Annotated in this window: 18 protein-coding genes; 1 reads left to right on the forward strand and 17 read right to left on the reverse strand. The window is 60.3% G+C overall.

The annotated features are described in order from the left end of the window. Nucleotides 1-48: 48 nt before the first annotated feature. Nucleotides 49-1,980, reverse strand: coding sequence for a glycerol-3-phosphate dehydrogenase/oxidase (locus J2S67_RS03965; RefSeq protein ID WP_310246523.1), 1,932 nt, complete (start codon nt 1,978-1,980; stop codon nt 49-51). A gap of 58 nt (nt 1,981-2,038) precedes the next feature. Between J2S67_RS03965 and J2S67_RS03970 the strand changes: the two genes are divergently transcribed. Beyond that, nucleotides 2,039-3,004, forward strand: coding sequence for an alpha/beta fold hydrolase (locus J2S67_RS03970; RefSeq protein WP_070492186.1), 966 nt, complete (start codon nt 2,039-2,041; stop codon nt 3,002-3,004). A gap of 6 nt (nt 3,005-3,010) precedes the next feature. On the opposite strand, the gene J2S67_RS03975 is transcribed toward J2S67_RS03970, so the two are convergent. The 16 genes from J2S67_RS03975 to aroB form a co-directional block, all read right to left on the reverse strand. Continuing rightward, nucleotides 3,011-5,197 carry a primosomal protein N' family DNA-binding protein gene (locus J2S67_RS03975; protein WP_310246526.1) on the reverse strand — a complete coding sequence of 729 codons (2,187 nt, stop codon included), beginning with the start codon at nt 5,195-5,197 and terminating at the stop codon, nt 3,011-3,013. Between the two features lie 36 nt (nt 5,198-5,233). Beyond that, the gene (gene metK, locus J2S67_RS03980) at nt 5,234-6,436 is read right to left on the reverse strand and encodes a methionine adenosyltransferase (RefSeq protein ID WP_310246528.1); all 1,203 of its coding nucleotides are present in this window, start codon (nt 6,434-6,436) and stop codon (nt 5,234-5,236) included. Between the two features lie 44 nt (nt 6,437-6,480). Then, a complete protein-coding gene (coaBC, locus tag J2S67_RS03985) occupies nt 6,481-7,773 on the reverse strand; it encodes a bifunctional phosphopantothenoylcysteine decarboxylase/phosphopantothenate--cysteine ligase CoaBC (RefSeq protein WP_310246530.1) in 1,293 nt (430 codons plus the stop codon). A gap of 56 nt (nt 7,774-7,829) precedes the next feature. After that, nucleotides 7,830-8,102, reverse strand: a complete 273-nt coding sequence (rpoZ, locus tag J2S67_RS03990) for a DNA-directed RNA polymerase subunit omega (RefSeq protein WP_035755188.1) — start codon at nt 8,100-8,102, stop codon at nt 7,830-7,832. Between the two features lie 129 nt (nt 8,103-8,231). Then, complete coding sequence (gmk, locus tag J2S67_RS03995) at nt 8,232-8,819, reverse strand: guanylate kinase (protein ID WP_310246534.1); 588 nt, start codon at nt 8,817-8,819, stop codon at nt 8,232-8,234. Nucleotides 8,820-8,868: 49 nt separating this feature from the next. Next, nucleotides 8,869-9,747, reverse strand: a complete 879-nt coding sequence (gene pyrF / locus J2S67_RS04000; RefSeq protein ID WP_310246537.1) for an orotidine-5'-phosphate decarboxylase — start codon at nt 9,745-9,747, stop codon at nt 8,869-8,871. A 3-nt stretch (nt 9,748-9,750) separates the two neighbouring features. Then, nucleotides 9,751-13,047, reverse strand: coding sequence for a carbamoyl-phosphate synthase large subunit (gene carB, locus J2S67_RS04005; RefSeq protein ID WP_070492207.1), 3,297 nt, complete (start codon nt 13,045-13,047; stop codon nt 9,751-9,753). Between the two features lie 7 nt (nt 13,048-13,054). Continuing rightward, the gene (carA, locus tag J2S67_RS04010) at nt 13,055-14,224 is read right to left on the reverse strand and encodes a glutamine-hydrolyzing carbamoyl-phosphate synthase small subunit (RefSeq protein WP_310246542.1); all 1,170 of its coding nucleotides are present in this window, start codon (nt 14,222-14,224) and stop codon (nt 13,055-13,057) included. Beyond that, complete coding sequence (locus J2S67_RS04015) at nt 14,225-14,800, reverse strand: PH-like domain-containing protein (RefSeq protein ID WP_052048312.1); 576 nt, start codon at nt 14,798-14,800, stop codon at nt 14,225-14,227. Continuing rightward, nucleotides 14,797-16,113 carry a dihydroorotase gene (locus J2S67_RS04020; RefSeq protein WP_310246545.1) on the reverse strand — a complete coding sequence of 439 codons (1,317 nt, stop codon included), beginning with the start codon at nt 16,111-16,113 and terminating at the stop codon, nt 14,797-14,799. Before J2S67_RS04020 ends, J2S67_RS04015 begins: the two co-directional genes overlap by 4 nt. Nucleotides 16,114-16,115: 2 nt before the next feature. Beyond that, entirely contained in the window at nt 16,116-17,084 is a 969-nt protein-coding gene (locus J2S67_RS04025) for an aspartate carbamoyltransferase catalytic subunit (RefSeq protein WP_070492212.1), read from the reverse strand. Continuing rightward, nucleotides 17,084-17,704 carry a bifunctional pyr operon transcriptional regulator/uracil phosphoribosyltransferase PyrR gene (pyrR, locus tag J2S67_RS04030; RefSeq protein WP_070492215.1) on the reverse strand — a complete coding sequence of 207 codons (621 nt, stop codon included), beginning with the start codon at nt 17,702-17,704 and terminating at the stop codon, nt 17,084-17,086. The genes J2S67_RS04025 and pyrR overlap by 1 nt, the downstream gene beginning before the upstream one ends. 133 nt (nt 17,705-17,837) lie before the next feature. Further along, nucleotides 17,838-18,260: a transcription antitermination factor NusB gene (gene nusB / locus J2S67_RS04035; RefSeq protein WP_035755170.1), complete on the reverse strand. Its 423-nt coding sequence runs from the start codon at nt 18,258-18,260 to the stop codon at nt 17,838-17,840. Beyond that, entirely contained in the window at nt 18,257-18,820 is a 564-nt protein-coding gene (gene efp, locus J2S67_RS04040; RefSeq protein WP_310246549.1) for an elongation factor P, read from the reverse strand. Before efp ends, nusB begins: the two co-directional genes overlap by 4 nt. A gap of 101 nt (nt 18,821-18,921) precedes the next feature. Continuing rightward, nucleotides 18,922-19,464 (reverse strand): tetratricopeptide repeat protein, encoded by a 543-nt coding sequence (locus J2S67_RS04045; protein ID WP_035755164.1) that lies wholly within the window; start codon nt 19,462-19,464, stop codon nt 18,922-18,924. Continuing rightward, nucleotides 19,461-20,549, reverse strand: coding sequence for a 3-dehydroquinate synthase (gene aroB, locus J2S67_RS04050; protein ID WP_035755162.1), 1,089 nt, complete (start codon nt 20,547-20,549; stop codon nt 19,461-19,463). The genes J2S67_RS04045 and aroB overlap by 4 nt, the downstream gene beginning before the upstream one ends. Nucleotides 20,550-20,558: the final 9 nt, after the last annotated feature.

Below are 20,558 nucleotides of genomic sequence, written 5' to 3' on the forward strand. Positions count from 1 at the left end.
CCCTGCCGGTCACGCTCGTGCCAGTTCGGCGGTGAAGCCAAAGGGGCCTCACGCCCGCGCCGTACTGGCCTCCAAGATCTCCTCGATCTCACGCACGAGTGCATCTTCCCCCACATCGCCTTGAGCCGCAGTATCTTTACCGGCTTCAACGCTGAGGGCTGTGTCCTGTCTCACGATCCCATTGAAACGCAGGTTCGTGCGGCGCCTGAGGATGTCTTCGGCGTTCGTGGCGTGTTCGCGCTCCGCCATCCACGCGACCTCGCCTCTCAGCAACTCCCGCGTGTGCGCAAGAGGGTGTGCAGCGTCGGGATCTGTTCCTGAGTCGATGAGGTGTGCGATGAAGTCCGCGACCTCGTTCGCATACGAACCGTAGCGCTTAACGAGAGCGCGGGCGTAGGTGGAACCAACCACTGCTTCGCAGTCCTTCGTGGGGTCATCACCACGGATCATCCCTTTGATGTCGCGACCGCGCGTGGTTCTGATGCGGTCGCGGTCAAGCTGATCCAAAACCTGATCGGTGAGCTGCTCCCCGACCGCACGGAACGTAGTGAGCTTTCCACCCACAAGGCACAACAGCGGGATCTCGATGCTCTTTACCCGGCCGTTGCGGGTCCCTCGCATGCTGTGGCTCAGGTGCACGATGTGGTGGTCACGCGTGATGGCGCCTGTCGCGTCAGCGTTTGATCGCGGTAGCGGCCGCACCCCAGCGAAAGTGTGGACCACGTGCTCGTCACTGATCGGGATCGTCGGGAACATGTCCTGGACGAGCTCAAGCAGATATTCGTATTCCTCATCGGAGCATTCGGGTACTTCCCCGGGGTCCGCGGGTAAGTCGGTTGTTCCGACGAGTACGCGTTCGCCCAGCGGGCAGATCAACACGATGCGACCGTCTTGATGTTCAAAGAAAATCTCGCCGCCGCGGCATGCTTCAAGTAGTTGAGGGTGATCCAGAACCAAGTGTGCACCTTTGGTTCCACCCATGAACGAGGTTTCATGCCCCAAAGCACGGTTAGTGAGGTCAACCCAGTTACCGGTGGCATTGATGATGACGCGGGGCCGAACCTGGATGTGGTGGCCAGTGAGCTGGTCAGTCAACGTGATCCCATCGGATGCATCGATAGTGCTTGCTGTGGTGCCGGTCAACGCCAGCTGATTTGCGATGCGGGCCCCGTGATCTTCGGCCTCACTCAGCAGATCGATAATGAGACGCTCAGGGCTTTCGACCTGAGCGTCTTGATACTGTGCGACAAAGCGAGTATCTGGGCGCAGATCAGGGAACGCGCGCCGTACAGCTTGACGCCCCAGCAAGAAGGAATGCCGTTTAAGGCCTGCCGCTTTCCTACTCGCACGGGAGTATGTGTCATAGAGCACAAGCCCGGCCTTGATCATCAACGCCCCGCGTTCAGCCGGGACGCCGCGATAGTCCTTGAAGAGAAAACGTAGCGGAGCATTCAAAAGACCCGTGAGGGTTGTACGCAAAGGAATGAACGTGGGCAACGGGCGCACCCGATGCCCGGCATGACGCAAAAGACGGTTACGTTCCTGGACCGACTCCTTCACTAGCCGGAACTCGCCATACTCCAAGTAACGGATACCGCCGTGAATCATATGGCTGGATGCGCCACTTGCCCCGTATGCGAAGTCATGAGCTTCCGCTAGCACAACGTCGATGCCCTGCAACGCCAACTCACGCGCCGCTGCCGCGCCGTTGATACCGCCACCAAGGATCAAAACATCGGTTTCCGGACGCTGCGCGATCCGCTGGACCGAGGCCCGCACCGGCGCTGTCCCCGCCGCATGCCTACCCCTTGCTAGATTCAATGGTGGAGCAAGCGAGGATGATGGATCTACCGGAGCAGAGCCGAGCCCAGATGAAGTAAGTGGAGCGGAGCAGGCTGGAGCAGAGCCGGCTGGATCAGTATCGGCGTGGTGGTCCTTGGAATGCATACCGACCATCTTGCCCGGATGAACTTCAGGCAACAAGCGCAACCTCAGACGAAAACCGCAATAACACCTACTGGACACATAAGGTTAAAACGTGAGTAAACCCAGCATCACCAAACACCCATACCCCGACTCTCTCGCGCTCGCCGCAAGCCCTTTAGACGATGACCGGGACTCGCTGTATTTCGACCTCACGGTATGCGGTTCACGCATGCGCACGTGGGTGTATCCAGCGCAGCAGAATGCATCAGGTGAACAAGGCGCTGCGGGATCTCGTGTGGTGCTTGCGATCCATGGTTTCCGCGGGGACCATCACGGCCTACGCCGCCTCATCAACGCAATGCCTGAGCACACCTGGATTGTCCCGGATCTACCCGGCTACGGGGTCTCTAGCGCGTTTGATACCCAACAGGCACGCCACAGCGCTATAGGCTTTCACGAAGTCATCGACGCCCTCATCGATGCCCTCGAGCTGGATGCTGAGACGGTCCTGCTCGGCCACTCGTTCGGCTCGGTCGTCGCCTCAACCTATATGGCCGCCAATCCGGGGCGTTTCGGGCAGCTCATCCTGATCAACCCGATCTCCGAGCCGCCGCTGGCAGGCCGCCACATCGTGTTGACCCAGGCAACCCGCTTGCTTTATGAGCTCGGGACCCGGGTTCCAGCGCGCTGGCGCACCGCGGTATTGAGCTCCACTGCACTCGTTGACGGGGCGAGCCTCACCATGACCACAAGCCGTGATCAGGCCACGAGGGAGTATGTCAGGCATCAGCATCGGGCATATATGAGCGGCTTCGCAAGCCCCGAAGTGCTACTGGAAACCTATGAATCCTCGGTGCACACCACGGTGCTCGATGCCGCCGCCGAGGTCGATGCGCCGACACTGCTGATCGCAGGGGCCGGGGATCCGCTCGGCACGGTGGCAAGCCAGACAGCGCTCGAAGCACTGTTTCCCAACGCGCGGCTCGTGATGATTCCGCAGGTGGGTCACCTGATTCACTATGAAACCCCACGTGCCGCGGCAAGAGCGATACGCGCGTGGCTCGGCAGGCCCGAATAGGTGAGGCTAGAGCTCGGTTGGGTCGTCGACCCGGACCGTGACTTTGGGGTCGCGCCGCAGCGACCCTAGTGCCTTACGTCGCCGTAGCGCGTGCGTTACGGTGGGTCCGGCCGCGTAGTCGAAGAACAACAGCCACCGTTGCTCGGCAGTATCCGTAACGCCGCCTTCGGAGCTGCCCTGTACCGGCGTTGGCCCTACAGCGCGCACTCCATCCACGGCCTGGATGTCGAGGCAGAACTGCTGCGCGGCCTCACGCGGCCCAGACAACGACGCCGTGCGCACCGCTGGAGGCAAACCCACCTCAGCCCGCTCCGCGAGCTCCTGGGCGGCCAGCCCAGCCGGATCCCACCGGACTAAAGCCCTACCCTGAGGCGAAGGGTGGCCCGTTAGAACAACCTGGCCGCCTGCCTCGCGCCCACGCACCAAAGCTGCAGCAGCAAACCACCGATGCGCCACGTCCTCCCCCGAACGCAACCCACCGGAGGCAAGCATCGCATCGGCATCCAAGAGCAACGCGGCCGCATAGCCACCATCCACGAGAGGCTCAGCACCCGGTGTTGCGATCACCAACTGAGGCTTAGCATCCACGTGATGGAGTGCATCCGCACCAGTCGCACGCACCACAGGTACTCCCGGGAATGCCCGACCGAACTCCTCAACCGTTCGCTGTGCCCCAACATGGCCTGCACGCAAACTCCGGCCACCACACTCCTCACACGCGAAAGCGCGCTCGATCAAGCCGCACCAGCCACACGTCGGCGCAGGATCATTCGCTCCCAAAAACTGCAGCGGGCCCTGACACTGCCGGCAGCGGGCAGGCATTCTGCAGCGTTGACACCGCAACAAGGGGATGAACCCGGTGCGTGCCACTTGAACCAGAACAGGCCCGGACTCAAGCCCGGCACGGGCAACCTCGAAAGCTAAACGAGGGAGCCTGACCGAATGGAAAATAGGGTCCCGTTCCGACTCATAACTATCCGAGGTCGCCCTGACCCATGGGGTACGGTCCCGCAACACAGGGCGAGCGGCACTTAATGGTTTGGCCCAACCGGTCTCAACAAGCCGCTGCGCTTCAGAGCTACGAGCAAAGGACGCGAAGACAGCTGCACAACCGCTGTGTTGAGCACGCAACAAAAGGACCTCGCGGGCATGATGATACGGGGCGCGCTGCTCAACATGGGTTTGATCATGGTCATCCCACATAGCAACCAAACCCAGGTTCCACACCGGAGCGAAAGCCGCAGACCGCGTACCCACAGCAATCCTCCTCTGCCCCGTCACCACCTCAAGAAAGGACCGGTAGCGAGCGCTCGGGCCGTCCTCAGCCGATAACCTCGCATAAGCATCCGCACCCACCACAGCATCCAGCGCACGCGTCACAGCATCAAGATCTCGGGCATCCGGGACCACCAGAACACTGCCTCGACCCGAAGCCAGCGTTGCCGCCGCAGCTGTTGCCAAGCGCACCGCCCAGCCCTCGATGTGATGCGGTGTATCACTCGACTGGTTGTGCCGGGCAGCATCCGCCGTGGTCTGCGCCGAGGTTTCCGCCGTGGCTTCCGCCGTTGCTTCCCCTGGGGTGACCGCTACAACAGCCCGGGGAGCCTCACCTGCCAACAACTCAGTGAGCAACCACGCCTCGGGGTCCTCTGCCTCCCACGCCTTAGCCCACCGAGCTGTATCAGGGCAAGCGAGCGGAAGCTCAACCGGGCCATCCCAAGGCTCCTTCTCTATCCTGGCAACACGAGGAACCACAGCAGACTTCGCAACATCGGCCACCGTACCGGCATACCGGTCAGCGACCGCCTCACACAGCGAACGCACCTCAGAAGAGAAAACAGGTAGCGGTGAGAAAACCGTCGTGAGCGGCCTAGGGGTGACCTCAGGATCACACTGGGCAACCCGTTCCACGATGTAACCGTTAACCCTGCGCCCACCGAAAACCACCCGCACACGCGCACCGGCAACCGCATCGGAATCCTGCTCCTTCAGCACCGCATAATCGAATAAGCGGTCAAGATGCGGAACCGGGGTATCCACCAGAACCCGAGCATACGGGAGATGCTCAGCGTACTGATCAGCGCCAATACGAGGCTTCTTCTGAGAGGGCTTCTTCGGCTTCGCGTCTGTGACACCAGCCGGAGTACGGAACTGGGAGGCGTCGAACAAAACGCCGTCTGGCGATTCAGTCAACAGGCCTCCCAGCTCAACACGATCTAGATGGGGGAATCAGAGGTTGAAATACGACTTGAGCGCATCAACCCGGTCCAGGTTCTCCCACGTGAAATCAGGGTCCGGGCGACCGAAATGGCCGTGCGCGGCCGTCTTCCGATAGATCGGACGCTTCAAGTTGAGGTCCTCGATGATACCGAGTGGACGCAGATCGAAAACCTCACGGATCGCGCTAGCGATCTTGACCGGATCCTCCTGGGAGGTACCGAACGTTTCAACATAGAGACCAACCGGGGCGGCCTGCCCAATCGCATACGCAACCTGAATCTCAGCTCGATCAGCCAAGCCAGCCGCAACAACATTCTTAGCTACCCAACGTGCAGCGTAAGCCGCCGAACGGTCAACCTTCGATGGGTCCTTACCAGAGAACGCGCCACCACCATGGCGAGCGAAACCGCCATAGGTGTCAACGATGATCTTGCGGCCAGTCAGACCCGCATCGCCCACCGGGCCACCGATGATGAACTTACCCGAAGGGTTCAACAGAACCTCGGCATTGGATGAATCCAACGGTTCGGTCGCAAGAACCGGCTTGACCACAAAATCATGCAGATCAGACTGAACCGAAACCAAGTCATAGTCCTCGGCATGCTGGCTTGAGACCACCACAGACTCAATAGAGACAGGCTTGTCCCCGTCATAGCCGATCGTGACCTGCGTTTTACCGTCTGGGCGAAGGCCCGGCAACACCCCGTCGCGGCGCACACGCGTCAACTGCTGCGAGAGCCGATGCGCCAAATGGATCGGGGTCGGCATGAAAGAGTCATTCTCGTTGGTCGCATAACCGAACATGATGCCCTGATCACCAGCGCCCTGAGCATCACGTGGATCTTTGGCTTTGCCAAGCCGTTCTTCTAGAGACGAGAACACGCCAGAAGCGATCTCTTGGGACTGCTGCCCAATAGAGATATTCACCCCGCAGCGGGCGCCATCAAAACCGTTCGCGGAGGAGTCATAACCCAAATCCAGGATCGTGTCGCGCACAAGTTGGGGGATCTCAACGTAGGCGTCAGTCGTGACCTCACCGGCAACCTGAACCAACCCCGTGGTCGTCAAAGTCTCAACAGCAACACGAGACTCAGGGTCTTTATCCAAGAGCGCATCCAGGATCGCGTCGGAAATCTGGTCACAGATCTTGTCCGGGTGACCTTCCGTCACGGATTCCGAGGTGAAAAGCCGCAAACTATCAGAAGTAAACATAACAATTATCGATTCTTTAGTGCTTCAGCGATCTACCCAGGACTTTAGCGCGCCAAGCGCTTTACAATCGCATCCACGATAAATTCAGAAACATAACGTTTCGAGCCGGAAATCTCACCGGCGTCCTTGCCGTCGGCGGCAAGCACGGCGACCGTATTGTTTGGTGTGCCGAACCCACGCGTTTCCGAGACCTCGTTCACGACGAGAAGATCCGCACCCTTGCGTTGAAGTTTGGCTCTGCCGTATTCCAGAACGCTTGCGTTCTCATCACCGGTCTCCGCGGCGAAACCAACGATGAGGCGCGGCAGGACGTCCGCATCCTCTGAAGCGCTGGGTTCCTGACCACCCTGCTCCGGCACGCGCCGGTCCTTAGCCCGTGAGCGCCGGTCCTCCACCAGCCCTTTCAGGATGTCCGGATTGCGGACCAGCTCGATCACGGGCGCGGAATCGTCTTCCGGGTTCTTCTTGATCTTGCTGCCCACATATTCTTTAGGCCTGAAGTCAGCTACTGCAGCAGCCATGACAACGATGTGAACCTCGCTAGCAGATGCACGCATCGCTTGTTCCAGCTCGGCTGCCGTGGTCACAGAGGTGACCTCTACCCCATCGGGTGCCGGAACTTCGATGTTAGCTGCGACGAGCTCGACCTCGGCGCCGGCATCGCGCAAAGCCTCCGCCACGGCGACCCCTTGACGGCCGGTAGAACGGTTGCCGAGGAAACGCACCGGATCCAACGGTTCACGCGTGCCACCTGCGCTCACAAGCGCCCGGACGCCCGCAAGAGGTGCCTCGCCGGCGTGTGGGGTGGCGCTATCGAGCAACGCGAGTGCCTCTTGCGCGATGACCGGGATTTCTTCGAGACGGCCCGGCCCGGAGTCTTTGCCCGTGAGCCGGCCTACCGCTGGGTCAGGCACGGCAATTCCGCGGCTACGCAGAGTCGATACGTTCGCTTGCGTTGCGGGGTTAAGCCACATTTCCGTGTGCATGGCCGGGGCCATGTACACCGGTGATGTTGTGGTTAGGATGGTGGCAGTCAGCAGGTCATCGGCGCGACCTGCAGCCACACGGGCTAGAAGGTCTGCGGTGGCAGGCGCTACCACCACGAGGTCAGCTTCTTGGCCTAGGCGTACGTGGTTGACCGCATCGACGGCTTCAAACACTGAGGTCCTCACCGGATTGTGAGACAACGCTTCCCAGGTTGCGGCACCAACAAAGTTCAGGGCGGACTCGGTTGGGATCACATCAACGTGATGACCGGCCTCGGTGAACTCACGCACCAAGCCCGGGACTTTATATGCGGCGATACCACCGCCAACGCCTACGACAATCCGAGCCATACCAATCCCCTATCTCGCTCAACCGGTACGCTATCTACGCCACTGAGCGCAGGGCTTTATTCAGCGGCTTGCTGCGACTCGTTGAGAGGCTTCACATCCAGGAGGCCGTCGTTGTATTCGCGCAACGCGATCGAAAGCGGTTTCTCGTTCGGCTGGGTATCAACGAGCGGGCCAACGTATTCGAACAGTCCCTCGTGCAACTGCGAGTAGTATGCGTTGATCTGGCGGGCACGCTTGGCGGCATTGATCACCAGCGCGTACTTGGAATCAACGTGGGTCAGCAGTTCATCGATCGAAGGGTCGGTGATACCTGGCAGTTCTTCAGACACAAAGTCTCCTTGAATTGATATTGACAGGCCTTGTCAACAGCGCCGTCTCTTCTCGAGAGCACCGTGAGGTGCAAACTATAATTCTACAACCTTGCGGCCGCGGCTTCAGACTTCGCGGCAACGCAAACGTCAATGAGTGGGCTCGATCTCCATGATCTGCACGAGTTCGGCTGCCGCGCGCTCGACCTCGTTGTTGATGATCGTGTGGTCGAATTCGGCTTCAGCCGCAAGTTCCTTCTTGGCGGTTTCAAGCCGACGGTTCTGTTCTTCTTCGCTTTCTGTACCGCGGCCAATCAGCCGGGCGACTAGCTCATCCCAGGATGGAGGGGCGAGGAACACGAAACGCGCTTGAGGCAGGGTTTCGCGGATCTGCCGGGCACCCTGTAGATCGATTTCCAAAAGAACGTGCTTACCCTCGGCAACAGCAGCATCAACCGATGCCCGCGGAGTACCGTAGGTGTTCTGCCCGTGCACGATCGCGTATTCGAGCATCTCGCCGGCATCGATCATGCGGCGGAACTCTTCAGGGGATACAAACTGGTAATGCACCCCATCGATTTCGCCTGGGCGCGGTTGCCGAGTTGTCGCAGACACCGAAAGCCACACCTCAGGATAGTTCTCCCGGATGAAGGTCGAGACGGTTCCCTTCCCCACCGCGGTCGGTCCAGCCAGCACCGTGACCCGCGTAGGGTTCGTTTGGGTTTCAGCCTGTGCCATAGACATTCCTCCGTTGCAAGGGAATCGTAGGGCCTTAGCCCCACTGATTTTAGTTGATTGCTGTAGCGAGGTCCTCTTGTGCGGATTCGATCGCGGCTTCCATCGCATATGGTTTGGCCAATGATCGTGACGCCGGAACGACCACTTGGTCCCACACATCCCCGAAGGCTGCTGCGAGGTCCGATGCGGTGGCACCTTGCGCCCCATAGCCTGGGGTCAGAAGCGGCGGCTTACCGGTAGCGAGGTCGATGCCGAGGTTGCGTGCTGCATCGCCTGTCGTTGCGCCAACAACGAGGCCAACGTCACCAAGAGTGGGTGCTACTGTCTCGGCCTGCGTCCGAGTCTGAGCCTTGCGCATCCGTTCGTTGATGTCCGCGACATCGGTAATGACGCGGCGTGCCGCGGAGTCGCTTCCGCCGGCGTGTTGAACGCGTGCGCCTTCCGGATTGGACGTCAACCCAAGCACGAATACACCGCCGCCGAATTCGGCGGCCACATCGAAGACCGGGCCGAGCGCCCCCACACCGAGATATGGGGAGACCGTTACGGCATCGGCAACCAATGGTGAGGAAGGATCCAGCCAGGCTTGGGCATAGCCGGCCATCGTGGAGCCTATGTCGCCACGTTTGGCATCCGCTAGAACAAGGATTCCCTGTTCCTTCGCCTCGGCCTGGACTCGTTCAAGAGCCGCGAAGCCCGCAGAACCGAACCGCTCAAACAGGGCGACCTGCGGTTTGATGATCCCGGCTCGGCCGGACGCGGCTTTCACTGCGGCCAAACCGAACTCGAGCGCGCCGTCAGCGGAATCGGCGAGCCCCCAGTCCTTGAGTGTGGAAGGATGCGGGTCGATCCCCACACACAGCTTGCCGTAGCGCTCAAGGGCGTGAGCTAGCCGGCAACCGAACGGCTCGGTGCTACCCGTTGTCATGGCTTAGCCTTCTTCGCCTGCGCGGATCGCGGCGAGACGTACGGCATGCTCTTGCAGGCTTGCAACCTCCCACGGATAGGTCCGTAGCGCCTCGATCGCCATGACAGCTGAGCTGAATTCCGCAACGGTTGTGATGATCGGGGTACCTACAGAGGTAGCCGCGGCGCGGATCTCGTAGCCATCGGAGCGGGAATCCCCACCACCGGATGGGGTGTTCATGATCATCGCGATCTCACCGTCAGTGACGAGGTCGACAATCGAACGCTCATTCCCAGCCTCGTGAACCTTGTTCACAACGGTCGCCTTGATGTCGTTGCGGCGCAACACATCGGCAGTGCCACCCGTGGAGACGATCTCGAATCCGAGGTCCGCCAAGAGCTTGACCGGCATCACTACAGATCGCTTATCGCGGTTAGCTACCGAGACAAAGACCTTACCTTCGGTTGGCAACGGATTGTTGGCGGCGGCTTGGGACTTCGCGAAAGCGGTATCGAAGTGCTTGTCGATACCCATGACCTCGCCTGTGGACCTCATCTCCGGGCCGAGCAGAGAGTCGACCGCGCGGCCATCCTCGGTCCGGAAGCGGGCGAACGGCAGGACTGCCTCCTTGACGGCGATCGCTGAGCCCATCGGTAAGGACGCGCCGTCGCCTTCAGCTGGCAGGATCCCGCCACGCATCGAGGCGATGGTGGCGCCCACACCGATGAGTGCGGCGGCTTTAGCGAGCTCAACACCGGTTGCCTTCGAGACGAACGGGACCGTGCGGGATGCGCGTGGGTTCGCTTCGATGACGTAGAGGACATCGGAGGCGAGAGCGAACTGGATGTTGATCAGGCCGCGCACGCCAACGCCTTCGGCGATAGCTCGGGTTGCTGCCGAGACCCGATCGAGGGTCTCTTGCGAAAGCGTGGTTGGCGGCAGGGTGCACGCCGAGTCACCGGAGTGGATACCGGCTTCTTCGATGTGCTCCATGACGCCACCGATGAACAGATCGCTACCATCGAAGAGTGCGTCAACGTCGATCTCGATCGCGTCCTCAAGGAAGCGGTCCACGAGCATCGGATGATCAGCGGTGATCTCGGTCGCGTTCTCAACGTAGGTTGCCAGCTGGGCTTCGTCATAGACGATCTCCATGCCGCGGCCACCCAGAACGTAGGACGGGCGGACCAGAACCGGGTAACCGATTTCGTCCGCGATTCTCTTGGCCTGATCGAAGGATACGGCGGTTCCGTTCTTCGGCGCGGTCAGCCCCGCGCGATCAAGCACGCGCTGGAACTCACCACGGTGCTCGGCAAGATCAATCGCGGTTGGGCTCGTGCCCAGGATCGGAACTCCTGCGGCTTCGAGTTCTGCGGCGAGCTTGAGCGGGGTCTGCCCGCCGAGCTGAACGTAGACACCCAGAACGCCGCCGGTAGCCTGCTCCGCCTGAATGATTTCCAAGACGTCTTCAAGCGTGAGCGGTTCGAAGTACAGACGGTTGGAGACGTCGTAGTCGGTTGAGACGGTCTCCGGGTTGCAGTTGATCATGACCGTCTCATAGCCGGCATCGCGCAGCGCCATGGTCGCATGGACGCACGAGTAGTCAAACTCGATGCCCTGCCCGATGCGGTTAGGCCCGGAGCCGAGGATGATCACGGATGGCTTATCGTGCTGTTCGAGTTCGCATTCCTCATCATATGAGGAGTACAGGTATGGCGTGAACGCCTCGAACTCAGCGGCGCACGTGTCCACGGTTTTATACACCGGACGGATGCCGAGTGCTTGCCGGATGCCGCGCACAACGTCTTCACGGCGGTGTGAGAGTTTAGCGATCTGGGCATCGGAGAAACCGTGACGTTTAGCCAAACGCAGGGTCTCTGGCGCGAGGTCCTGATCAGCTGCGATCTCTTGTGCAACCTCGTTGATCAGTTGCAACTGATCGAGGAACCACGGGTCGATCGCGGTAGAGGCGTAGACGCGTTCGATGCTCGCACCACCTAGCAGGGCGCGCTGAACGTTATAGATGCGTTCGGTTGAGCCGCGCTCGGAGCTGGCCAGCAGCTGAGCGATCTCGGCTTCGTCCGGCTTCTCAAAGCTGAACTCGGCATCTTTCTGCTCAAGCGAACGCATCGCTTTCTGCAGCGCTTCGGTGAAGTTGCGGCCCAGAGCCATCGCTTCACCGACCGACTTCATGGTAGTGGTCAGTGTGGCATCAGCTGCCGGGAACTTCTCGAACGCGAAGCGCGGAACCTTCACAACCACATAGTCAAGAGCCGGTTCGAAGGACGCCGGGGTTTTCTGCGTGATGTCGTTCGGGATCTCATCGAGGGTATAGCCCAGCGAGAGCTTCGCGGCGATCTTTGCGATCGGGAAGCCGGTGGCTTTGGACGCCAGGGCCGAGGAACGCGAGACGCGTGGGTTCATTTCGATCACGACCACGCGGCCGGTTGCTGGGTCTACTGCGAACTGGATGTTGCAACCGCCCGTGTCGACACCGACTTCACGGATCACGTTGATCGAGATGTCACGCAGCTTCTGATACTCGACGTCGGTCAGCGTCATAGCTGGTGCCACGGTGATCGAGTCACCCGTGTGGACACCCACCGGATCGAAGTTTTCGATGGTGCACACAACAACCACGTTGTCGTTCTTATCGCGCATCATCTCGAACTCGTATTCCTTCCAACCGAGGATGGACTCCTCGAGGAGCACCTCACTGGTTGGTGAATACTGAAGCCCGGCACCGCAGATGCGGCGTAGGTCTTCTTCGTTATAGGCCATTCCGGAGCCAAGCCCACCCATCGTGAAGGACGGGCGGACCACGACCGGATAGCCGAGTTCCTCGACGGCCTCGAAGGCCTGTTCCATGGTGTGAACGATCGCTGAGCGGGCTGATTCGCCGCCGGAGCGTTCCACAACTCCTTTGAACTTCTCGCGGTCTTCACCGAGTTCGATGGCTTCGATATTCGCGCCGATCAGCTCAACGTTATATTCAGCGAGCACGCCGGATTTATCGAGCTCGATCGCGGTGTTGAGTGCGGTCTGGCCACCCAGGGTTGGCAGAAGCGCGTCCGGGCGTTCTTTCTCGATGATCTTGGCGACTACGTTCGGGGTGATCGGTTCGACGTAGGTCGCATCCGCCATCGCAGGGTCGGTCATGATGGTCGCCGGGTTCGAGTTCACCAGGATCACCCGCACGCCCTCTTCCTTGAGGACGCGTAGCGCTTGGGTTCCTGAGTAGTCGAATTCGGCGGCCTGGCCGATCACGATCGGGCCTGATCCGATGACAAGGACGGATGAAATGTCAGTGCGCTTTGGCATGGAGGTTTCAGCCTTCCTTCTGCGAGGTGTGCGCTTGCATGAGTTCGATGAAACGGTCGAAAAGGTACGAGGAATCGTGCGGGCCCGCACCGGATTCCGGGTGGTATTGGACGGAGAACGCCGGGATATCGAGGCAACGGAGACCTTCGACGACCTGGTCGTTGAGACCGATGTGAGAGACCTCGACGCGCCCGAAGCGTGACTCTGGGGCTTCAACAGTGCCCTCGATCGGCACATCGATCGCGAAGCCGTGGTTTTGGGAGGTGATCTCGACGCGGCCGGTCGCCTTGTCAAGCACTGGCTGGTTCATGCCGCGGTGGCCAAACGGCAGTTTATAGGTCGAGAAGCCTAGCGCCCGGCCGAGGATCTGGTTGCCGAAGCAGATCCCGAACAGTGGGATGTTGGCATCGAGCACGTCGCGTACGAACTTCACTTCCGGGTCAGCCTGGGACGGGTCGCCCGGGCCGTTGGAGATGAAGACACCGTCGAAGTTCTCTGCCTTGATGTCGGCAAAAGTCGATGCGGCAGGCAGAACGCGCACGCGTACGCCGCGTTCTGCTAGGCGGCGCGGGGTCATGCCTTTGATACCGAGGTCGAGTGCGGCAACGGTCGCTAGCGGTTCGCCTTCCCATCCGTGTTCAGCAGGATCAACCCAGTGGCTTTCCTTGGTGGTCACGGCCTCGGAGAGACGCTGGCCTTGCATGCTCGGCTGGTCTTTGATGGTCTTGATGAGTTCCTCGACCGGCTTGTCTGCGGCTTCGCCGGAGAAGATGCCGGCCTTCATTGCACCGGCAGAGCGGATGTGGCGGGTTACCGCCCGGGTGTCGATCCCGGCGATCCCGACGATGCCGTCGCGTTCAAGCTCGTCATCCAGCGTTGTTTCGGAACGCCAGTTGGATGCGATGCGTGACGGTTCGCGGACTGCATAGCCGGCGACCCAGATGCGTGCCGATTCGTTATCGGTTGGGTTCGCGCCGGTGTTGCCGATGTGGGGGAAGGTCTGGACGACGATCTGGCCTGCATAGGACGGGTCGGTCAAGGTTTCCTGATAACCGGTCATGCCTGTGGTGAACACGAGCTCACCGAGGGTTTGGCCACGTTTGCCGTAGGCGTGCCCGCGGAATACGCGGCCGTCTTCGGTGACAAGTAGTGCCTTGTCGTGATCGGTGTGTGCCACCTATGCCGTCCTTTCTGGGTGGTGCCCGGAAGCGTTGCCCGCGTGCTCTGCCGCGGTGGTGTCAGTTTCCGGATGCGTCTGAATTTCTGGGGCGAGCTTGTATAAAGCCGCCAAGAGTGTGCTGTGTACGGTGCGGGTTTCGGCGCGGAATCCGGTGTCGACGCTGGTTTCGCCAAGTTTATGGCGGATCACGATGATCCCGCCGTCTTCAACGAACTTACCCACCATTCCGCGTACCGTGGTGATGCCTGCGATATTGGCGGCCGGGATGAAGAAGTTCTCTGCTTCCGTACGGTAGACGGACACGCCGTCATCCCCTATAGAGAGTGCTGCCGCGCATCGCACGCCAAGCTCGTGTGCCGCGATCCTTTCGAGATGCTGGCCCGCGAAGGTCGTGACAACGTAGGTGCCTTCGCCTTCGGCGCGGGGCTCGGTCAAGCTCGCGGGCAATTGTTCGGGCGCCTGGATCCCGGACTGGCGTTTCTTTCGGTGTGACCAACCAAGCAACATCAATACGATCGCGATCACACAGATCGCGACGGTCACGATCAGGCCAATGAACTCTCCCTGTGTCATGCGATCACCTTGCGTGGGCTAGCGAGTTCGCCATCAACGACTGTGGCGTGGCCTGCATAGAACGTGTGCATGACCTTGCCTGGCAACTCTAGGCCTTTATACGGGGAGTTACGGCCCTTGGTGTGGTGTTCCTCAGGGTTCACGACGCGTACCGCGCTCGGATCATACAGCGTCACATTCGCTACTGACCCGACTTCCAGGGGCTGGCCGTGGTTAGTGGCCTTGATGAGCTTGGCTGGTGCGGTGGACATGATGCGTGCGACGTCTTCCCACGTGATCATGCCCGTATCCACGAGCGTCTTCTGCACCACTGGTAGAGCGGTCTCCAAACCGGTCATGCCCATCACGGCTTCGTTCCAAGCGCACTGCTTGGTCTCCGAGGTGTGAGGTGCGTGGTCGGTTCCGATCATGTCGATCGTGCCGTCAGCAACAGCCTCACGTAGCGCGAGGGTGTCTTCCTTAGTACGCAGCGGTGGGTTGACCTTGAACACCGGGTCGTAGCCGCGAACCATCTCTTCAGTGAGCAGTAGGTGGTGCGGGGTTACCTCGGCGGTCACATCGATCCCCTGGGACTTTGCCCAACGGATGATTTCCACGCTACCTTTAGTTGAGACGTGGCATACGTGCAAACGCGAGTTGACGTGCTGGGTCAGCAACACATCGCGGGCGATGATCGATTCCTCTGCAACGGCAGGCCAGCCGGTCAGTCCAAGCTCTGAGGAGACGATGCCTTCGTTCATCTGTGCGCCCTCTGTCAGGCGCGGCTCCTGGGCGTGCTGGGCCACCACACCGTCGAAAGAGCGGACATATTCAAGAGCCCTGCGCATCAGGACCGGATCAAACACGCACATGCCGTCATCGGAGAACATACGGACCTGGGCGTGGGAATCAGCCATAGCGCCGAGTTCGGCGAGCCGCTCCCCTGCCAGCCTCTGGGTCACAGCACCGATCGGGCGTACTTCCGCCCACCCGGCTTCTTCACCCAGCTGGCGTACCGACTCAACAACACCGGCGGTGTCTGCAACCGGCATCGAATTCGCCATCGCATACACCGCAACGAAACCCCCGGCCGCCGCGGCCTGGGTTCCGGTCTCAACGGTTTCGGCGTCCTCGCGGCCTGGCTCACGCAGGTGGGTGTGAGGGTCAACCAAACCTGGAAGCGCGATGAGCCCTTCAGCATTGATGACTTCTGCGTCGGAAGGTGCGGTGATGCTGCCGGCCTCGGCAATATCGCGAATATCCCCTTCGGCCAGCAGGATGTCTGCGGTGTTCCCGTTAGGGAGCGTGACGGATTGAATCAACGTGGTCGTCATGATCAGGCCTTCTGAGTGTCGGTCGAATCTCCAGCCAAAACCAGGTAAAGCACAGCCATTCGGACGGCTACACCTGCGGAGACTTGGTTGAGTACACGGGAATTGGGGGCATCCGCTGCTGTGGAGCTGATTTCTAGGCCTCGGTTCATGGGGCCCGGATGCATCACGATGGCTCCTTGCTTCATGGATGCGTGACGCGCGGGTGTCAATCCCCAGCGGCGTGAATACTCAGATGCCGATGGGAAGAAGGCCCCGTGCATCCGTTCAGCCTGAACACGCAACATCATCACGGCATCAGGTTCGCTCGCGAGTGCTTCATCAAAGTCGTGGGTCACTCTCACCGGCCAATCACCGACGCTGTGCGGCATCAGTGTTGGAGGGGCAACCAGTGTGACCTCGGCACCCAAGGTGTTCAGCAGCCACACGTTGGAGCGGGCCACACGCGAGTGCAGAATATCGCCGACGATCACAACGCGCGCGCCATCGAGGCCCTGCCCGAGCGAGGGTTCACCCTTCAGGGCTGCACGTTCGCGGCGTAACGTGAATGCGTCCAGAAGCGCCTGTGTTGGGTGTGCGTGGGTTCCATCGCCTGCGTTGACGATTGCGGCGTCGATCCAGTCGGTTTCAGCGAGGCGGTAAGCCGCACCTGAGGAGCTGTGGCGGATGACGATCGCGTCAGCACCGATCGCTTCGAGTGTCTGGGCGGTGTCTTTGAGGGATTCCCCCTTGGAGACGGACGAGCCTTTCGCGCTGAACGTGATCACGTCGGCTGAAAGCCTTTTCGCGGCAGCTTCGAACGAGATGCGCGTGCGGGTTGAGTCTTCAAAGAAGAGGTTTGCAACAGTCAGGCCGCGCAGGGTTGGGAACTTCTTGATTTCCTTACCTGTGGAATCCGTCATGGATTCAGCGATATCTAAGATCCGGATCGCTTCTTCACGGCTGAGGTCTTTAGTGTCCAGGAGGTGGCGCATCAGTTATCGGCCTTCCCCGTTGCAGACTCAGCTTGCGCGGTGTCGTCTGTGTCAGGTTGGGACGCGGCAGGACGTTCGATGATCACACGGTCAGCGCTATCGATCTCTGTGAGTTCTACACGCACAGATTCGGTGCGTGAGGTGGGGATGTTTTTGCCTACGTGGTCGGCACGGATCGGAAGTTCACGGTGCCCGCGGTCCACTAAGACTGCAAGACGCACCGCTTGCGGGCGGCCACAGTCAACGAGCGCATCAAGGGCCGCGCGGATCGTGCGGCCTGAAAAGAGGACGTCATCGACCAAGACCACGGTTTGGTCATCGACCCCGGTGTCCGGCAAGCGTGTTGGCGCGGGTACGCGCGGAGCGCGGCGGCGGACGTCATCGCGGTGCATCGTGATGTCAAGCGAGCCGCAGAAAGAAGCGGCTGGACGGTTGATGATGCGCTCAAGTTTCTCAGCGAGCCGTTGCGCCAAAGGGACTCCACGAGAAGGGATCCCCAGGACCACAAGATCATCTCCGCCGCGGTTTTTCTCAACGATCTCGTGAGCGATCCGCGTGAGGGCGCGATCAATGTCGGATGCATTCATCACTTCAGCGATTTCAGCTGAGGTGTTACCCATGCGCCGACCTCCTTCCCCGCCTCACTGGACGGTTGTTAAAGGCTGTCTTCTCCGGTTCTCTAATCTACCAGTCGCATCGGCTAGCGCCGGGCTTCGTTACCCACGCGCACGTGTGATCTCAGTTGCAGTGCCGCTAGAGGATCAGTGTGGGCTTGATGCGTTGCAGGCGGCCAAGTAATCCGTTGACGAAGTCCGGTGACTCCGAGGTGGACATCTCACGCACGAGCCGTACAGCCTCATCGACTGCAACCGCGTCCGGGATCTCGTCGTTATATAGCAACTCCCAGAGACCAATCCGTAATGCGGCACGGTCTACTGCGGGCATCCGATCCAGCGTCCACCCCTGTGCGTAGGTCGTGAGGACCTCATCGAGTTGGGTCGTGTGCGTGCTCACTCCACCGACGAGCTCACGAGTGTACGGGTTGACGGCAGCGCCGTCTTCGTCGCGGCGCTGCAACACGTCTGCCGCCTCGATCCCACGCTGCTCGGCTTCGAAGAGGATCTCGAGTGCGCGGCGGCGTGCTTTCGAGCGGGTGCTCTCCCCTTGCCTGGTCACTCTGTAACGCGGCCCAAGTATTCGCCGGTGCGGGTGTCAACCTTGACCTTGGTGTTCTGCTCGACAAAGAGCGGAACCTGGATCTCGTGGCCGGTTTCCAGGGTTGCTGGCTTGGTGCCGGCGTTGGAACGATCCCCCTGCAGACCTGGCTCGGTGTAGGTGATCTCAAGGATCACCGACGGCGGCATTTCGATGTAGAGGACCTGGCCGTCATTCAGCGCGATCTGAACGTTCTGATTCTCCAGCAAGAAGTTGGCGGCGTCCCCCATAGTTTCGCCGGGTACGGTCAGCTGATCGTAGTCTTCCAAATCCATGAAGACGTAGTCAGCGCCGTCTTGGTAGAGGTACTGGTAGTCGCGGCGGTCAACGGTAGCCATCTCAACTTTGGCGCCAGCGTTGTAGGTCTTATCGACAGTCTTACCGGAGACGACGTTACGCAACTTGGTGCGCACGAACGCGCCACCTTTACCCGGCTTGACGTGCTGGAACTCGACCACGCTCCACAGTTGGCCGTCAATCCGAAGAACGCTACCGTTCTTGATGTCATTGCTGGTTGCCACGTTGGCTCCTTCAAAATTAGTTACAGCAGTACATGGTGAATTCGTTGCGCAACACTGATCTGGTCGCGAAACACTCAGGCCTAGTTTACGCTTTCGCCAGCCTATGCGTTGGAGGTGTCCGGCAATACCGAAACTTGGACGGCCTCGTCCGGGGCGTTCACTTCGTTCAGCAGCGACTCATAGGCGGCACGGGAAGCGTTGCGCAGAACTTCGGATGCGTTGAACTGCTCCCGGCCTTCTAACGCTGACTTATACCGTGAAGTCGCTGCGAGCATGTCACCGATGCTGTAGAAGCACGCGCCGAGGTTCTGGACGATATCGACTTCGTCAACCGTGCCGTCGAACTCCTTGCGTAGCTGCTGCAGCCGGTAGATCGCTCGCTCCGGGTCTCCGCTCCAGCGGGTCACTTCCGTGTCCAGCAGTCGTAAGCGGATATTGCGTGGGTCCATGAGGCGGGCATCGGCAACAAGTTCGGATGCAGCTGCCAATCGGCCTTGAGCGATCAAAGCCACAACGCGGTCTCCGGCCTCCCCGTTCTGCGCGGTCTCTTGAGCCAGCTGCTCGTCCACGACGATGGGCCGCAAGTCGGGTAGGCGGAACTCAACACCCGGGATGCCCGTGCTAATGCTTTCCGTCTTCCTCACGCAGCAACCTCCTGGAATGCTGTAAACAATAGGTGATCCTCCGGGCCTTCAAGGATGCCCGGTCGCGCAAGACCGTCCAGCACGACGAAGCGCAGCAAGCGACCGCGCGCTTTTTTATCACGTCGCATGGTTTCTAACAAGCTTTGCCAGCGGTCTCCCCGGTAGTTTACAGGTAACCCCAACGAAGTGAGGATTTCGCGGTGGCGGTCCGCTGTCGCATCATCGAGCCGGCCGACGAGCCGGCCCAGTTCCGCGGCGAAGACAAGCCCCACGGACACCGCCGCTCCGTGGCGCCACTGATAACGCTCGGCATGCTCGATCGAGTGCCCGAGCGTATGGCCGTAGTTGAGGAACTCACGACGGCCCGCTTCCTTGAGGTCCTGAGACACGATGTCCGCTTTGACCTTGATGGTGCGCTCAATCAGTTCGAAGAGGCGTTCACTTGCCGGATCGGTGGCTTCGTCAACGTCTTCTTCGATGAGCTCCAGAATCCGAGGGTCGGCAATGAAACCAGATTTCACGGTTTCAGCCATTCCGGTCACGAGCTCGTTTCGCGGCAAGGTATGCAACGCATCGAGGTCCGCAAGAACGCCTGCCGGCGGGTGGAAAGCACCCACGAGGTTCTTGCCTTCAGCGGTGTTGATACCGGTTTTGCCGCCCACCGCAGCATCCACCATGCCCAAGTATGTGGTTGGGATGTGTACAATACGGACACCACGCAACCAGGTTGCGGCAACGAAACCAGCCAGGTCAGTCACCGCGCCTCCACCGACCGATACCACCGCGTCGGTGCGTGTGAAATCCGCCTGCCCCATGACCTGCCAGCAGAAAGACGCAACCTCGACCCGTTTGCCTTCTTCCGCATCGGGGATCTCAGCCGAAAGGGCTTCGACGTTGTCTTGAAGCAAGAACTCACGTACGGCTTCGCCTGTGGCGCGCAAAGCACGCGGATGGATGATGAGGACCTTCTGGACCTTCTCACCCAACATGGGACGCAAACGGTTTAAGAGGCCACGGCCAATCACCACGTCGTAACCAGTTCCATCCGAATGGTCGACGCGGACGGTGCTCACGCGCTCAGTCATAGCGGTGTA

This window comes from Pseudoglutamicibacter albus (assembly GCF_031458175.1).
Taxonomy (GTDB): Bacteria; Actinomycetota; Actinomycetes; order Actinomycetales; family Micrococcaceae; genus Pseudoglutamicibacter; species Pseudoglutamicibacter albus.

What these genes read in the sequence shown, in the direction of transcription:
- gmk (WP_310246534.1), bottom strand. Translation starts at nt 8,819, where the DNA reads ATGGCACAGGCTGAAACCCAAACGAACCCTACGCGGGTCACGGTGCTG.
- coaBC (WP_310246530.1), bottom strand. Translation starts at nt 7,773, where the DNA reads ATGGCTCGGATTGTCGTAGGCGTTGGCGGTGGTATCGCCGCATATAAA.
- pyrF (WP_310246537.1), bottom strand. Translation starts at nt 9,747, where the DNA reads ATGACAACGGGTAGCACCGAGCCGTTCGGTTGCCGGCTAGCTCACGCC.
- J2S67_RS04025 (WP_070492212.1), bottom strand. Translation starts at nt 17,084, where the DNA reads ATGCGCCACCTCCTGGACACTAAAGACCTCAGCCGTGAAGAAGCGATC.
- J2S67_RS04015 (WP_052048312.1), bottom strand. Translation starts at nt 14,800, where the DNA reads ATGACACAGGGAGAGTTCATTGGCCTGATCGTGACCGTCGCGATCTGT.
- carB (WP_070492207.1), bottom strand. Translation starts at nt 13,047, where the DNA reads ATGCCAAAGCGCACTGACATTTCATCCGTCCTTGTCATCGGATCAGGC.
- aroB (WP_035755162.1), bottom strand. Translation starts at nt 20,549, where the DNA reads ATGACTGAGCGCGTGAGCACCGTCCGCGTCGACCATTCGGATGGAACT.
- J2S67_RS04020 (WP_310246545.1), bottom strand. Translation starts at nt 16,113, where the DNA reads ATGACGACCACGTTGATTCAATCCGTCACGCTCCCTAACGGGAACACC.
- metK (WP_310246528.1), bottom strand. Translation starts at nt 6,436, where the DNA reads ATGTTTACTTCTGATAGTTTGCGGCTTTTCACCTCGGAATCCGTGACG.
- pyrR (WP_070492215.1), bottom strand. Translation starts at nt 17,704, where the DNA reads ATGGGTAACACCTCAGCTGAAATCGCTGAAGTGATGAATGCATCCGAC.